At 31.9% G+C, this 16,056-nt stretch carries 17 protein-coding genes; 2 read left to right on the top strand and 15 right to left on the bottom strand.

The window, feature by feature from the left end:
- Window positions 1-180 precede the first annotated feature (180 nt).
- The 3 genes from fbp to thiI form a co-directional block, all read right to left on the bottom strand.
- Window positions 181-1,275 carry a fructose-1,6-bisphosphate aldolase/phosphatase gene (gene fbp, locus ACKI3Q_RS06680; protein WP_407415498.1) on the bottom strand — a complete coding sequence of 365 codons (1,095 nt, stop codon included), beginning with the start codon at window positions 1,273-1,275 and terminating at the stop codon, window positions 181-183.
- A gap of 112 nt (window positions 1,276-1,387) precedes the next feature.
- Entirely contained in the window at window positions 1,388-1,786 is a 399-nt protein-coding gene (locus ACKI3Q_RS06675; protein ID WP_407415496.1) for a PaaI family thioesterase, read from the bottom strand.
- A 19-nt stretch (window positions 1,787-1,805) separates the two neighbouring features.
- Window positions 1,806-2,960 (bottom strand): tRNA uracil 4-sulfurtransferase ThiI, encoded by a 1,155-nt coding sequence (thiI, locus tag ACKI3Q_RS06670; protein ID WP_407415494.1) that lies wholly within the window; start codon window positions 2,958-2,960, stop codon window positions 1,806-1,808.
- A 158-nt stretch (window positions 2,961-3,118) separates the two neighbouring features.
- Between thiI and ACKI3Q_RS06665 the strand changes: the two genes are divergently transcribed.
- Entirely contained in the window at window positions 3,119-3,868 is a 750-nt protein-coding gene (locus tag ACKI3Q_RS06665; protein WP_407415492.1) for a DUF2116 family Zn-ribbon domain-containing protein, read from the top strand.
- Window positions 3,869-3,886: 18 nt separating this feature from the next.
- Here the strand turns inward: ACKI3Q_RS06665 and ACKI3Q_RS06660 are convergent, their stop codons facing one another.
- The 5 genes from ACKI3Q_RS06660 to ACKI3Q_RS06640 form a co-directional block, all read right to left on the bottom strand.
- Window positions 3,887-4,162, bottom strand: coding sequence for a zinc ribbon domain-containing protein (locus tag ACKI3Q_RS06660; protein ID WP_407415490.1), 276 nt, complete (start codon window positions 4,160-4,162; stop codon window positions 3,887-3,889).
- A gap of 114 nt (window positions 4,163-4,276) precedes the next feature.
- Window positions 4,277-5,026, bottom strand: a complete 750-nt coding sequence (locus ACKI3Q_RS06655; protein ID WP_407415488.1) for a DUF4013 domain-containing protein — start codon at window positions 5,024-5,026, stop codon at window positions 4,277-4,279.
- A gap of 377 nt (window positions 5,027-5,403) precedes the next feature.
- Complete coding sequence (locus ACKI3Q_RS06650) at window positions 5,404-5,985, bottom strand: hypothetical protein (protein ID WP_407415486.1); 582 nt, start codon at window positions 5,983-5,985, stop codon at window positions 5,404-5,406.
- 9 nt (window positions 5,986-5,994) lie between these two features.
- Entirely contained in the window at window positions 5,995-6,861 is an 867-nt protein-coding gene (locus ACKI3Q_RS06645) for a hypothetical protein (RefSeq protein ID WP_407415484.1), read from the bottom strand.
- Between the two features lie 664 nt (window positions 6,862-7,525).
- On the bottom strand, window positions 7,526-8,230 hold the full coding sequence (locus ACKI3Q_RS06640; protein ID WP_407415482.1) for a hypothetical protein: 705 nt from the start codon (window positions 8,228-8,230) through the stop codon (window positions 7,526-7,528).
- Window positions 8,231-8,581: 351 nt separating this feature from the next.
- Here ACKI3Q_RS06640 and ACKI3Q_RS06635 point away from each other — a divergent pair, with 351 nt between their 5' ends.
- Window positions 8,582-9,154, top strand: coding sequence for a transposase (locus ACKI3Q_RS06635; RefSeq protein ID WP_407415480.1), 573 nt, complete (start codon window positions 8,582-8,584; stop codon window positions 9,152-9,154).
- Window positions 9,155-9,208: 54 nt separating this feature from the next.
- Here the strand turns inward: ACKI3Q_RS06635 and alaS are convergent, their stop codons facing one another.
- The 7 genes from alaS to ACKI3Q_RS06600 form a co-directional block, all read right to left on the bottom strand.
- Window positions 9,209-11,911 (bottom strand): alanine--tRNA ligase, encoded by a 2,703-nt coding sequence (gene alaS, locus ACKI3Q_RS06630; RefSeq protein ID WP_407415478.1) that lies wholly within the window; start codon window positions 11,909-11,911, stop codon window positions 9,209-9,211.
- A gap of 323 nt (window positions 11,912-12,234) precedes the next feature.
- The gene (rpl12p, locus tag ACKI3Q_RS06625) at window positions 12,235-12,543 is read right to left on the bottom strand and encodes a 50S ribosomal protein P1 (protein ID WP_296798226.1); all 309 of its coding nucleotides are present in this window, start codon (window positions 12,541-12,543) and stop codon (window positions 12,235-12,237) included.
- A gap of 63 nt (window positions 12,544-12,606) precedes the next feature.
- A complete protein-coding gene (locus ACKI3Q_RS06620; protein WP_407415476.1) occupies window positions 12,607-13,620 on the bottom strand; it encodes a 50S ribosomal protein L10 in 1,014 nt (337 codons plus the stop codon).
- Window positions 13,620-14,258: a 50S ribosomal protein L1 gene (locus ACKI3Q_RS06615; RefSeq protein WP_407415474.1), complete on the bottom strand. Its 639-nt coding sequence runs from the start codon at window positions 14,256-14,258 to the stop codon at window positions 13,620-13,622. Before ACKI3Q_RS06615 ends, ACKI3Q_RS06620 begins: the two co-directional genes overlap by 1 nt.
- Window positions 14,259-14,433: 175 nt before the next feature.
- Window positions 14,434-14,916: a 50S ribosomal protein L11 gene (locus ACKI3Q_RS06610; RefSeq protein WP_407415472.1), complete on the bottom strand. Its 483-nt coding sequence runs from the start codon at window positions 14,914-14,916 to the stop codon at window positions 14,434-14,436.
- Window positions 14,916-15,383, bottom strand: coding sequence for a transcription elongation factor Spt5 (locus ACKI3Q_RS06605; RefSeq protein ID WP_407415470.1), 468 nt, complete (start codon window positions 15,381-15,383; stop codon window positions 14,916-14,918). The genes ACKI3Q_RS06610 and ACKI3Q_RS06605 overlap by 1 nt, the downstream gene beginning before the upstream one ends.
- Window positions 15,384-15,622: 239 nt before the next feature.
- Entirely contained in the window at window positions 15,623-15,802 is a 180-nt protein-coding gene (locus tag ACKI3Q_RS06600; protein ID WP_407415468.1) for a protein translocase SEC61 complex subunit gamma, read from the bottom strand.
- Between the last annotated feature and the right edge of the window lie 254 nt (window positions 15,803-16,056).

Here is a 16,056-nt window from a genome sequence, read left to right as displayed (position 1 = left end):
GTTATCATCTTTTAAAACCATAAATAAAACAACCATAAAGTTTAATATCTATAATAATAGATTGTACTTCATAGTATATAAAATTAAAGGAAAAATAAGTAAAATAAAATTAAAAAAATAGTGACTTCGTGTCACACTCTCAAAAAGTAAAAAAAAGAAGAGATAAAAAATCTCTTAAATTTATTCCATATCTTCGAATCTTTTTTCGAGTTTTGTCATTACACCAGGAAGTGAAGTATATTCCATTTCTTCAGCAGGTAATCTGTGAGGTTCGAATGGACCGTGTCTTCTGATGTAAGTTGCGATTTTAGCAGCTTGTTCACGAGTAGGATCAAATGCAGGATCATCGAATAAGTCTACAGGACCTACTAATTCACCATTAGCTACTTGGAAACCTAAACCGACAACTCTAGGTGGTCCGTCAAATCTAATTGGATTTGCTTCTGCTTCTGAAACAGGCATCATTGGACCATTGTGGGATCCTCTCATCCATCCACTTACCATATGTGGGAATGCAAATGGATCTACACATTCACCGTTTGCAGGGAATCCGGATTGTGCTCTTACAACTGCTACTGGGTCGTCTTTACCAACATATTCACCAGCCATTAAGTTTAATCTTTCAGTACTTATTGCAGCTGCGATTTCACCGTTTTTCTTCCATACTCTTTTAATAACATATCTTCCAGTTGAACCGATTAATGCGAGTAAATCATACATTTCTTCAGGACAATCCAAGATAACTTTTTTGTGTTCGATTACATCGAATACTTCAAATTTGAATCCATCGTGTAAACTTGGGTCAATAACAAGACCTGCAGTGTTAAATGGATCTGCGAACATTCTAAAGATTGGTAAGTTAAATGCACCTGGTTCTGTTTTGTCACAACAGAATACTAAAACAGGGTCAGATGGTCTTTCTTCAAATTCCATTTCTGCAACACCAGGACCCATACCTTTAATGTTTCCTGAGAAGGTATCGGATAATAAATCTTGACCTGCACCATATAATTTTAATTCACGTGCTCTTGCAGTAGCTTTCATGAATGCATCATATGCAGTTTTGTGTACTTCTTCGTTTTCTTCCCCTTTGTTGTGGGTCATGATTAAATCGATGTCATCTCCACAACGGGAAACATAATAGTCGTTTAAGATACCAGTTTCTAAAGCTTCATTTAAAACTTCATCACAGATATCCATTAATTCTGGGTGTGCAACACAGTGACCAGAAACACTTCCGATATCAGCTTTAATTACACTAACAGTAGTTTTCATTTTAATACCTCAATAAATATTAAGTTTATTTGTAAACTTAAAAAATTAATTTAGTATACGATAGTATTTTTGAATTGCAAAGTATATAATTATTATGATTTAAACATTGAATTCATAACTTAAATCCGGTGCCAACAAATTGAACGATATCCCTACCAGTATCATCAACAACATCAACATTTATTATTGAGGAACTTCTTCCATTTTTCTTGCATATTGCTCTTGCAATCAATTTTTCTCCTTTTGGAGCACTCAAATAATTAATGCTTACCTGTTGAGCAACCGTCGGAAAGTGCAGGTGATTTGATAAAACTGCGAAAGAAAAATCTGCTAATGTAAACATTACACCACCCATAACACCGCCAAGACCATTTTTATGTCCATCATTAATTTCCAAACTGCATTGACAGTAATCATTAGTTAATTCATCAATACGAATTCCAGTATTTGTTGCGAATTTATCATTTTTAAAAAATTCTCTTGCTTCTTCAATTGACTTAAAAGCACACATTTAAACACCATTAAAATTATTAAAGATCTGATTGAATAGTTTTGAAAGCTTCTATTATAGCTTCATCCTGATTCATTGCTTCACAAGCATCTTTAAACCTATCCAAATCCCCTTTTGTTTCAGGATATCTTGGAACTGCACTGCATCCACCATCATCTATTTTGGATATTTCAAATGTTCCAATTTCTTCAGCAATTTTAGTGATTTCTGCCTTATCCAAACCAATTAACGGAGAAAGTATAGGCATGTCAACGCCATATCTTGTTGCCAGAATATTATCTAAAGTCTGTGATGCCACCTGACCAACACTGCTTCCATCAACAATAGCCAGCGCACCCATTTTATTAGCCAGCTTTTCAGCTATCTTATACATTCCGGATTTACATAATACACAAGTCATTTTTTCAGGTGCATCATTTTTGGCTTTTTGGAGATAATCACCATATTTTACAATACGCTTTTTAATAGGTACACCAGCAGCATAATTCTGAAGCTGATCAATCAGTTTATTGTAATTTTCCAATGCCATTTGAGAAGTGAAAGGGTCATTATCGCAGTACAATGCAATTACTTCACATCCTCTTTTCATCATCAAATAAGCAGCAACTGGAGAATCAATTCCACTGGACACCAGACAGACAACTTTTCCTTGAGTCCCTAAAGGCAATCCACCGGGACCAGGAATTTTTTCATGATAAATGAATGTGTCATCACCGCGTACTTCAACGAATATTGTTAAATCAGGATTTGTCAAATCAACAGGAGCTAAAACTCTTTTCCTTACAACTCCACCACAGAATGCAGCCATTTCCTGTGAGGTAAAGTCATGATCACCTACACGCCTGCATTTTATTGCAAATTTTGTTTTCTCATCAATCATATTTTCACTAGCCAGATTCTCAACATATCCACCTAATGTCTTATCAATATCTTCAAAGTTACTATAAGTTGAAATGGCCGGAGAATAGGACACAATACCAAAAACCCTGTTTAAGTTATTCACTGCTTCATCAAAGTTTTGCGGAAAAATATATATTCTTCCCTGATTTCTATCAACATCACAGTCGATAGCTGCCTTGATATTCTTAACCAGTTTTCTTTCAAAACGAGAACGTACTTTAGTGCTTTTTAAACCAACTTCACCATATCTTGCTACGATTAAATCATATTCCATATAAACATCTCTCTCAATTAATCCAATAGCTGAAGATAATAGTAATCCATTTAATATTTAAAACCTAATCTAAATACTACTAAAATATAACAGCAAATATATTCTTTAATCTTAAAGATTAATAAATATTATTACAAAAAACAATTAAATATAAAATTATGGCCAAATATTGTTTTCAATGCGGCGAAAAAATAGATGATGAAACTAAATCCTTTTGCCCCAAATGCGGAACACAACTAAAAAGTGAAATCAAAAGTGAAAAGAACTATAAGCCAATAATTTTTGGATTGGTTGGAGTTATCATGATTCTTACAGTAATAATGGTAATTTTCAGCGGAGGATTTAATCTTTTTGGCCATCCAACATCAATAACAATACTCAACCAATCACCGATAAGCAGCTCTGCAGAATTTCAAGTCCAGTTAATTGATGGCAGCCAGGGAATTGTGGGAAAATCTATTGAAATAACATTTAAAAATGACAAAAACACATATACCTTCAATTCAATTACAGGCAATAACGGAATAGCTTCAGTAATACCTAATGTCGAAGCGGGGGATTATGAAGTTACTTGCTCTTTTACAGGAGATGAAAATTATTCAAAATCAACAACAGAAAGCCCAATAACAGTCACCGCAACAGCAACGGAAATCAATAACCAGATAACATCAACAAATACCGAGCCGAATTATGAGTCATTTTCCTATAGCAATTCATTTGAAGATACCGACAAGAATGGAGACGGTTATGTCACATTAAGCGACATGAACATTGCACATACACCACAAAATATTGTGAAAAAGATGTATGCGGATTCAGATGATGATGGGGACGGCAGATTAAATCGTCACGAATATTATAAGTTCATGTACAAATTAAATTATGATAGAAGTAGCTATGGATTATAATATTAAATTTGGGCTTAATTAATCATTAGCCCATCTTTTTAAGTTAGGAAAAACTTCTTTCATCATTTTAGAAGCTTCATCCTTATCCATTTCGGGGTGAACTTCAACCATCTTATCAATGCAGAAGTTCATCATCTCTTCCATTGACATGTCTGAGGTAAATTCACCTTCTTTAAAACAGTAGATGCAATAATCTTCATTTATTGTTCCATCAGAATTAGTTCCATATAGTTCTTCGCTCGTTAAAGGCATTGCACAAGATTGGCAGAATTTTTGATTTTCGAAATTTTCCATAATATCACATTTAACATAGTTTTTAAGAATTAACATTTAATCTTATTAATCACATTATTAATTAATTTATCTAAAAAAAGAAAAATAGAAAATGAATAAAAATTCATCTTCAAGCTAAGCAATTTCTGAATACAACAATCCGCAGCCATAAGGAACAGCCAAAAAGACATATGGCAATATGAAAATCAATAGTATAATAGGACCAATAATAGGAATAATGGATAAAAATAATCCTACTACCACAATAACTGTTGCGATTACTCCAAATATAATCCAGGTAACAATAATTTTTCCAACACCTATTCCTTTTAAATCTTCAATTACAGCAGAAAAGTTTAAACCTTCAGATAAAGAATCAGTATTAGCAAGTCTTAACATTCCAACTAATAAAAGCAAACCGAATATTATGTATAAAATTATAGAAACAATAAATACAATAAAGATGCCTGCACCCAAGATTCCGGATGAACTGCCATTAGGTGAAACAGATATTCCTAATACCACAAACATAATAGTAATAATAATGCCAGGAATAATACCATAGACAAAGGACAAAACTATTGATTTAAAAGTATTTACAATATTCTTTCCAATTTCAAAAGGCGGAATTGATTCGGACTCATCTATACCCTCTTTCAATACCGAAATATGAAAACCATTCATTATTAATATAAATATAATATTACAAACGGCCAATAATATAATACCCACAGCTGCTGCTCCAGAACTTTCGGCAAAAACTCCAAGAGTTATCAAAAGAATAGGAACTAACAACAATAAGTACATTGCAGCAACTTTGAAAAATGCTGTCGTATCACTTAACGGATATTTTAAAGCTTGAGAAACTATATCACCAATTTCCATAAAAAATCACCTAATTTATAATCTGTTATAAACACTTATATAATATTTTCTAAAAAAAATAATAAAAAATTAAAAGTTAATAAGAAAAAATACATCAAAAAAAACATTTTTCTAAAAAAAAATAATAAAAAACTAAGATTTAATTACAAAAGAAATATTTTCTAAAAAAAAACTTACTGTGACACAAAGTATATCCTCCATGAAGTAAGAAGAAAAATTTAGTCATTGCATTAATCTTAGTTGTGAATCAATATAACTCATGAAATAGTTACACTTCTTATCGAAGATATTTGATGGAATTTCAAGATAAATATTATGCTTGAAATTTTTAAGGGGTTCATAATCTAGATAATAAAACACCAAAAGATATGTTAATCTCAAACATTAAAATTAATAGACGTGAAATCAATTATTTCATGAACTAAATTTCGTTTAAGCAATTCCTTTTGGAAAAATGTTAAATCTAAATCATTGGATATTACTGGATACTCTTTATCTTTTGAAAATAGAATTAATTTTTTATCTTCAATAGACGGATCTAAAACATCAGTATGCTTTCGCATGAAATATTCATCAATATTATCCAAATTATTAAAATCGATGAATGCATTATCAATAGAGTCTAATAATTCTTCGGAAGGCTGATAATATTCTTGTAAAAAATTTTCATGTTTTTTGAGATTTTTAAAATTATGTCTAAGTTTAATCATTAATTGAAATCTTGAAGAAGGTCTCAAATCTTTAAAATAATCATCAATAACCTTATAATATTCTTTACGTTCTATTTCGGAGATAATGAAATGAGGAACCACAATTGTAGATTCCTGATTAAATAAAAAGTTATTTAAATCTTTTGCTAATGCTGTAAGGAGAGGTACTTTGTATTTTTCAGGAAACAGTGAATAAATAATGACATTTGCATCATAGATTACATGAGTCTCATTTTCAAGTCTAATCATTTAATCACATCACGCCAATACAAATTCAGAATCATATAATCTTAAAGAAATTCCTAATTCCTGACTTATGTAATCTTGAATCCTGTTGAATTTATTTTCCAGTGAATTTAGATTCATATACTCAAATACTTTAGGATTGCCATCACACAAATCATATATTTTTTTAACATCCAAAACATAATTTGACAATAATTCCAATAAATCATTTTTCATTTCTAAATCTAATGTTTCATTTTCTAAAACCATACTTAAATAATCAAGAGATCCGGAAACTATTATGCTGTTATTGCACTGGCCAAAATCAGCAAAATAATCTACATAATCATTTATCTGGTCCAATAAAATTTCTTTGTCATTATCAAGATTATCATCAATGACAATTATTTCATAGAGATTATTGTTTCTAAAGAAATTTAATCTGATTATATCATTATAGGCATTACATACAATTTCAGAATCAATGTATGGTTTAATCATTTGCAATTTATCAATTGCATCCTCACGGGTGAAATTCTCTTCACTTCCCATGTAATATAAAATTGTGGATGCTGATTCTAAATAGTGGATGGTTTTTCCATCTACAAAGTCATTGAATGAATTAAAATCAAAACCATCAATTTCTAAAGGAGAATATTTTAGGATATCTTCATTATAGTATTCATCTGCCAATGTACTTGAATAAGGGCCTCTAATGTATAAGCTATACTTGTAGGGATGTTTCCATCCAAAATATTTGGCAATATAAACAAATTTTTGAACTTTTAGTCTGAAATCAAAATCATTCCTGATTTTTTCAGTGAAATCTTCATCATCACGAAATGACAATGAATCTTTTACACGATTTATGAAATATACAAAATGGCCAATGGTGCTCATAAAAAAAATCCCCATTATTAAGTAATATAATATATAATTATGTAATTATATAAACCTATCGTTAATTCTTAAATAGAAAAATATTTAATATGATTCTCAAATGAAGCGAATAAACTATGATAAAAGCAATTTTTCAAAAATGGAGCAATATTTCATTGACGATATAAACTTATAAAGATAAACTTAAAATGTGTATCCATTCTAAAATTTATCAATGACTAGATTATGAATCTACTCACGATGTTTTCCAATAGCTACCATTACTAATAAATTCTTTCAACCATGATAATAGCTATTCAAATTATACATCACAAAAATTTTTCCAAAAAATTAAATAACAACATAAATAAAATTTTATAACAAATTTGATTGAAAAGTACGTGTAAGAGGTAGAACTTTTTCGTGAGTTTCAATATAACTCAGTTCATTGACTTCTTTTACTACATCTTCTTAACTAACATCACCGATTAGGAATGGTGGATTAGGATTATGCAGTTTTTGGTTTATTTTAACCAGTTTAATGTTACTGCTGGTGAAGTTTAACAACAAATTATTTATGATGGAAAATGGATGTGTTAATTAATTTAAGAAAAGTATGATGTTTCATCAGGAAATTTTGGATGACTCATCATACTTATTACTGATTATTTAATTAGTTAATGTTCTAATCCCAAAGATCATCCCACCAATCACTAATGTCTTCAGTAAAATCATCCCACATCCAACTAATAAATGGAGAAAGGTCAGCAGTAGCTAAAAACTTAATTTCGCTATCGGTCAGACCATCAGAACCAAATAATTCACCGATTTTTGATGCTAACCATACTGTGCCATATGCCATTTTCTCAAAAGCTCCTTCTTTTTCGAGAATATCCACTAATTCAGATCCCACTTCTCCTACATAACTTGATGATGCCCCACTCAAACCTGATGTGGAGTAAAATGCTAATACTTGCCTACCATCACTATTATTTTGGAGTACCATCAACAAATTTTCATTTTTATGTTCTTTTAATATTGTACATAGTTTCATAAACTCAATTAGCTTTGAATCCATATTTGTGTCATTTAGGTCAGAAACTGATACGGGACCTATAATATCTGAAGAGTTATTTGGATCAGTATTATTTAATTTGCAATCAACAGGTTTATTTGATTCTATAGGATTATTTGATTTTATAGGTTTATTTAGTCCTTTAGTTTCGGAAAGATCTGTGTCTTCCGATATGGAAATGTCCCTACTCTCATTTTCAGAAATTCGTAAAGAATCATTGATTAACATTCCGTCAACATCGTTGGATGCAAACGTACTTCCTACGGATACTGAAAGAGTCAGTAAACATAGTAACGCTAATAGTATTTTGTTCATAATTAATCACTCTCATCAATTTTTTTTATAAGATAGTTATAATATAAAAAAAAAGCCCATATATAAATATTTTCGAATGTAAGTGATTGCTTACACCACTAATTGCCAAAATATGTGTTTATATGAAATATTTTGAGGATTTGACATGAAATCACCATTTTTTAATTTTATTTTGCTTATTTTTCCTTTAATTTTAAATACTATAAAGTACAATCTATTATTATAGATAAAAATCTTTGTTATTGTTTTATTTATGGTTTTAAAATACGATAATATAAAACAGAGCTTGTTAGTTCCGTTGGACTTGCAAATTTAATTCCTAAAGATTATCAATGTAATTTTATTAAAAATGTGGTTGATTTAGTTGATTGTTCAAAAGCAAACCCAGAATTTCATGGAATTCCCGGTGAATTTGCTTATCCTCGCAAATTATTGCTCAGACCCATTTTAATGAGCGTTTTCGATGAAGGATTATCTTCAAGAGAAATAGAAAGAAAAATACACACAAACATTGCATATATGTATCTTGCAGCAATGAAAAAGCCATTATATCGAACCATAGCAAGATTTAAAGTTGAATATTCGGATTTAATTGACGAAGCATTTAAAACAACCATTAAAATTGCAAAAGAAATTTGCTGCCAAAACAAAAACTACAGAATAATTCAAGACTACAGAAACCCTTCCAAAATTAGAATGCAACGAAAAATGGAAACAGACTGGGCACAAAAAATCTACAAAAAACTATCAAAAACCGCAGAACTATCATTTGCACAGATACAAAACATGAACCTACACGAATTCAGAACAATAAGAATAATAAATACAAATACTGAATTCAACTATATGCATAGGATAGAACCTAAAAAGAACATACAACGAAATAAAACTAAAAAAATAATAAAAATTAAAAAACCACGATAAATTTAAAAAAAATGTGGCACATCCTCAAAAAAAGAAAAAAATGATAAAAAAATATCATTTAATTAAGTCTATTGCAGTTTTAATAGCTTCATCCATTTTATCAGTGTTTTTACCAGCACCCTGTGCTAAAGTAAGGCGGCCTCCACCGCCACCACCTAAAACCCCCGCTGCAGTTTTAATGATATCATTGATTTTAATTCCATTATCAATTGCATTCTGTGAAGCTGCACCGACAATTTTACCGTCATTATTACCCATTACAACAACATCAGCCTTACCGTTATCCGTAAAGTCAGTTGCTATCTTTTGAAGCTCTTTAATATCACTGTCCATTAGTTCATGGACAACCTTCAAACCATTAATTTCAATAAAATCATCTGCCAATGAGTTCATTTTAAGTGAAGCTATTTCAGATTTTAATTTGTCAATTTCATTTTTCTGGGATTTCCATTCTGAAAAGAATCTATCACATGTTTTTGGCAATTGTTCATTTTCAACTTTGAAAATGGATGAACTTTCACGCAACAGCTCGCCGTCATGCTGCATGGAATCAATTGCTGCCAAACCTGCTGAGAAATCAATTCTTTCAACACCATCCTGAACCCTTTCAGTTTTATTGATCTTGATTGGTCCGACTACACCAGTCCTTAGAACATGTGTACCTGCACAGGCCTGAACATCAACTCCAGGAATCTTAACGACACGAATCATTTTACCCGGAACAATACCCCCCTGGTAAAGTACAAAACCGTATAATTCCTGTGCTTCATCCCTTGTGTGGAACTGGATGTCCAAATCAATGTTTTCCATAACATATTCATTGGCTAATTTTTCAATTTCATTCAGTTCATCCTGAGTGATACGCTTATAGTGGGATAAGTCAATACGTGCACGGGTAAGAGCATTTTGAGATCCTGCCTGCCAGATGTGCTGGCCCAATACTTTTCTTGCAGCTGCAATAACAAGGTGAGTTCCTGTATGGTGGCGAGCAAGAGTAATTCTTCTGTCCCAATCAATCTTACCGTTGACAGTTTTGCCAACCACGTCATTTGATATGTCTCCATCCACATGATGCAAGACCACATTATCAACTTTTTCAGCATAATGTATTTTGAATGATTTTTCATCAATGAAAACTTCACCTATGTCTGAAGGTTGGCCTCCTCCTTCAGGATAAAATGTAGTTTTATCAAAGATCAAACAATTGTCTCCATCTTTTTCAACTAACCCCAAAACTTCCGCTTCAAATTCTTGTTGGTAGAAATCTTTATAGAACAGTAACTCTGTTTCAGGATAATCAACTTTAAATGAATCTTTCTTATTAGTAGTATCTTTTTCATGAGCTCCTGCAACTTGCGTAAAGAAGTTGTCCGGAACATTTACAGTAAAGTTATCTCCAGCCATTTCAACAACAGTTTCCGGAGGAATTCCATGAGCATCATACAAGTCTATTAACATGTCAAGAGGCATTTCTGATTTGCCCTCTTTTTTAAGTCTTTTAATTGATCTTTTAACAATGCTTTTTCCTTTTTTGACCGTAGTAGCATATCTTTCTTCTTCCAAAGTAATGATATTCATGATATGTTCTTCAGAATCGCGAATTTCAGGATAAAATTTGGACAAGAAGTCCAGTTGTATTGCCATTACATCAGATAATGATTCTTTCATGTTCAATTCTTTCATGAATCTTATAGTTCTTCTTAAAACCAATCTGGCCAAGTAACCTTCCTTAACATTTGATGGGATGATGCCGTCAGCCAGCATGAATGCCAAACATCTGGTGTGGTCTGCAATTATATAAATTGCTTCCATCGGTTCTGCTGCTTTTAAATATTCCGCTAAAGATAAATTTAAACTATCAGCCACTTGCTGTCTTAGTTCCTTTAAATCTCCAATATCCTCAATATCCATCATACCTGCAATTTGTGCATTTCTTCCCTGGATATCCTCATTAATTTCAACACCAGTCAACTCTTTTAATTTGTCAACCACCGGTGCAAAACAAGCATCATAAGCAGTTGGAGTACCCTGTGAAATCCATGCAATACGTTCCAATCCGTAACCGGTATCCACAACTTTAATAGGGATTTCTTTCTTATCACCATTTTCTAAAGTTTCATACTGGATGAAAACCAAAGTAGCAAGTTCAACACCTCTGCAACAGACCTCATAACAAGGACCCTCATTACCTCCACCGCTCCACCATGATTTGATGAAAGTAATCTCTTCAGTATTGATTCCAATATGTGCAAAAAACTCATGACAAAGTCTGATGGTTTCATCTTCCCAGTAAATGAAATCATCTTCCTTGTTAATTACAGTGTGTGTTCCCATAGTAAAACAGGTCATGTGCCTACCAGTTCTTCCAACATTATCAACATCATTAAGTCTAATGGATGGTTGGGCCATTTCAATAGGATTTGCAGGAGGTTTAACAAGACCTGAAGTTATCCAAGGCTGGAAACAGAAGATTGATGCACCAACCAGGAATACATCATCCCTCCACCTTTTGGCAAGAACAGGATATCTGTGGACATGAGTGTGTCCTTCACTTTCTAAAAATTCTCTAAAAACTTTCTGGATTTCATATAAATTGTACGGTTTATCAGTAGCTGGATTTGCAATAAACTCATACTCATCACATGGAGCATCCCCACAGGTATCTCTATCTATCTGTGAGTAAAACTCCTGTCCACAAGTTTTACATGTTTGTTTTTTATAACCAAGTTCATCAAAAATTTCTACCATAGTAATCATTTTAAAAGATTTATTAGTAAAATATATGTTTTTTATATTTTAAATAACTTTCAAAATAATAGTCTAAATTTAAATGTTTAATCACCATTCTAAAATATGCAAAGATCAAAAACCAATTAACAGTAAACATCACAAATGCAAATATGAATGCAATAGAAAAACAATTAAATTTAAAAAAAGTTAAAATGCAAAATAAATTCATTAAAACAACATAGACTAAAAAAATATGTTCAAAATACTAAAAAATCGGACAAAAAATTACTTCGGTGAATGATTGGTAAATTAAAAAAAAAAGAAAATAAGGTGATAGATTTGTAAAAAATCTATCCGAATAAAGCACCTAATCCAGCTGCTGCTTCTTCTTCAGATGCTTCTTCTTCCTCTTCTTCCTCTTCTTCTTCCTCTTCAGCTGCTTCAGCTGCTGCTGGAGCTGCTGCTGCAGGAGCTGCTGCTGCCATAGCAGTAGTTTCCATAGCTTCGTCGATGTCAACATCTTCTAAAGCTGCGATTAAAGCTTTGATTCTAGCATCATCAGCTTCGATTCCTGCTGCTTCAATAATACTTTTAACATTTTCTTCGTTAATATCCTTTTCTGCACTGTGCAAAATCATTGCCGCATATATATATTCCATGTTATCACCATTAGTTTGTTTAAATAATATGTTTATACAAATTAAAAAATTTTAAATTAAATTTTAACCAAAGAGAGCACCTAATCCAGCTGCTGCGTCTTCTTCAGATGCTTCTTCTTCCTCTTCTTCCTCTTCTTCTACTTCCTCTTCAACAACTTCTTCAACAGCAGGAGCTGCAGCTGCAACATTTGAAAGTTTATCAGCTAATTCATCGTCAATTGCACCTGCTTTATCAGCAACAGCTGATGCAATAGCTAACATTTTAGCTTGTGCAAGTCCGATAATTGGTTCTGAAGTTTCAGAAGTTAATATTGCTGCTTCTACACCAACATTGATTGCTTTAGTGTAAGCAAGAGTAATGATTGTGGAAATAGTTTCATCAGTAGGTATAGCTGCATTAACAGACAAATTAAATGCTTGAGCGAATGCGCTTTGAACATCTGCTAATGTTTGTTCTTCGTCGATTGCGAGCACGTCTGAAGTATAAACTGCTTCATCTTCATATACTGCTTTTAAATCAATTCCTACTTCCATTGGATTAATATCCAATCTAGCTAAGGTAGCTGCTACACTTTTAGATACTTCTTCACCTGCTTCAACAACAACAGTATCTTTTTGTACAACAATTTTACCTTTATCTATTTTTGCAGGAATTCCAACCTGTTGTAATTCACCTAAAAATGGACCTGGTTCAAAACCGGTGTCTCCTTCAGGTACAACAATATCATCATTAGCAATAGATCCCGGTTTAGCAGGAGCTGAAGTTTTACTATCTTCCAATATTTTGTACAATTTGAAAGGATTCATTTCAGTTGCAATAATAGCAACTTGACCATCCATATGTCCAGATAAATCAACAATGTTGTTTTTACTAGCATTACAATCTTCGAGAGCTAAATCAATAAGGTTTTTCTTAGACATTCTAATAACAGCTTTGTCTTTGAGATTTCTTCTCATTTCTTGGAGCTGTTTTGCTGGAATGTTTAATAAATCCACAATACCAACAACATCATATTTGTCTATGATACCTTTAAGCTCTAAAACTTCTTCTTTTTTCCATTCAGCAACATGAGCCATTAGATCACCCTCACAGTTGGACCCATAGTTGTTTTAATAAACATGGATTTTATTTGACTTCTTCCTTTTTCTAAATTGCGGTCTAGGACTGTAAGAACAGTTTCCACATTTTCAGCTATATCTTCCTCGGACATGTCTTGGCTTCCAACAACAATCTGAATTAATGGTTGTTGTTTTATACCAACTTTGACAGTACTTTGTAATCTATCTAAAAGAGGAGCTAGTTTGATACTTGCTGGCACTGGTTTTGGCATTTTGTTACGAGGACCAAGAATTGGACCTAAGAACCTACCAACGAGTGGCATCATATCAGCTTGAGCTATAAAGAAATCAACAGAGTTTGCAACTTTTTTAGCAGCTTTTCTGTCTTTTCCTAACTCTTCTAAATCTGCTTTATTGATTACAAGATCGAGGCCTGCATCTTTAGCTTGAACAATGAGTTCCCCATCAGCTATGACTCCGATTTTTACCTCTTTGCCACGGCCTTTAGGAAGAGTAACTTCCTCATTAAACCTATTTTCTGGCCTTTTGACATCTAAGTCACGGATATTAATAATAATATCTACGGACTCAGTGAAGTTTCTCGGCTTAGATTGTTCTTTAGCCTCCTTCACCGCATTAACTATATCTTGTGTCATATTCGTCCCCCATGAACATTTTCTGTTCAGTGGTTTATTTTTGGTTTCATGAGATCAGTGTAAGAAAAAATTCTCCACGATTGCATGAATTAAAAAACAGTATATCAATTATAATCCGTAAATTATAACATCATATACACTGTTACATATTAACTTAAATTTTATTAACCGATATCTATTCAACTAAGATATCATCATATTTTCCAGCATCTACATCTTTTTGTGCTTCTCTTGGGTCTTTACCATCTACAGATAATCCCATACTTACACAGGTTCCCATAACTTCTTTTGTAGCTGCTTTGTAATCGTTGGAAAGTAATGAATCATATTTCATTCTTGCGATTTTTAAAGCAGTTTCTATAGGTAAGTCATTGACAATGTCTAAACCTGGTTCGTGAGAAGCTTTTTCGATGCCTAATTCTTGCATGATTAACGCTGTAGTTGGCGGAGTACCGATTTCAATTTCGAAATCTCTAGTATCTCTGTCAATGGTGACTTTAACAGGTACTTTCATTCCTGCAAAGTCAGCAGTTTTATTATTAATCTCATCAACTACTTGCATCATGTTAATACCGAAAGGTCCTAAAGCTGGGCCTAATGGAGGTCCAGGAGTAGCACTTCCACCTTCGATAAGAACTTCGACTGTATCTTTAGCCATCAGTCAGCCTCCTTTTGAATTATTCTTATTTGATCAGCTTTAACAGTTACCGGAATTGGTACTGCTGCTTCTATTAACTCAAGAACAACTTCTTCACGTGATTCATCAATACGAACCACTTTAGCTCTTTCACCTTTAAATGGACCAGAAATAAGTTCAACAATACTTCCTTTTTGAATTGAGGAAATAATAGGTTCTGGTTTTAAGAATCTTTTTGCTTCATCAAAGGTAATACCACCTTTTCCTTCAACAACACCTCTTAAATGTTGTACTTTTAAGTTAGGATTTCTTAAATCTATTTTTGCTTCAGATTCAACTAAGATATACCCTTTTAAAGATTCAGGCACAAGAATTGATAAAATACCTACACCCGGCATTTTAGCTTTACGTGCTAAAAGTCTAGCAACATTCCTTTCTTGACCTACAGAGGTTTTAAGAGCATATATGGAACTATTAGCATCTTCCATGAAAAATTCACCTATTTCAATATTCTTATTGTTAATAAAATCATATATTAAGTTAAAAGTTATTATAAAAACAATGTAACAAGACAAAAAATAATCTTGTAAAATAGATTTCTATAATATCTATATATCTATAAATAATAGTATATAAAGTTTTCAAAAAAACGAAGTTTTGAAAATAAAAATTAAAATTTTATCATAATTAAATTTTGGATCAATTTTAAAAAAAATAAAGAAAGGTTTTATAAACCAATTAATTGACCAATTAAAACTATAACAAAACCAACAACTCCGATAACTAGAATACCTAAAGCTGTGATTTTAGCGAATTCAAAGTATTCTTGAGAATCTGGTTTTCTTGATACTTTTAATACCCTTTTACTGTCTTTAATAAATTTATCAAAACGTTCTTGTACATTCATTTAAATACCCAAAATAAAAAATTTAGTAAATTATAACAAAATGATAATATATTAATTTATAATTTATTAGTTAATAAAGTTTTCTATAAAACCTAAAAAAATATAAAAATTGAGATGGATTTAGAAAATTCCATCAATAAAATCATCTAACTGATCGTTATTAGCTTGAGCTTCACCAGCAGATTCCTCATCATCATCAAAATCAACATTTGATTCTTCATCATCAGTATTGATTCCAGAAACAACAATAGTGG

Source organism: Methanobrevibacter sp., assembly GCF_045636185.1.
Classification (GTDB): Archaea; Methanobacteriota; Methanobacteria; order Methanobacteriales; family Methanobacteriaceae; genus Methanocatella.
This window is presented reverse-complemented; position numbering and strand designations above follow the sequence as displayed.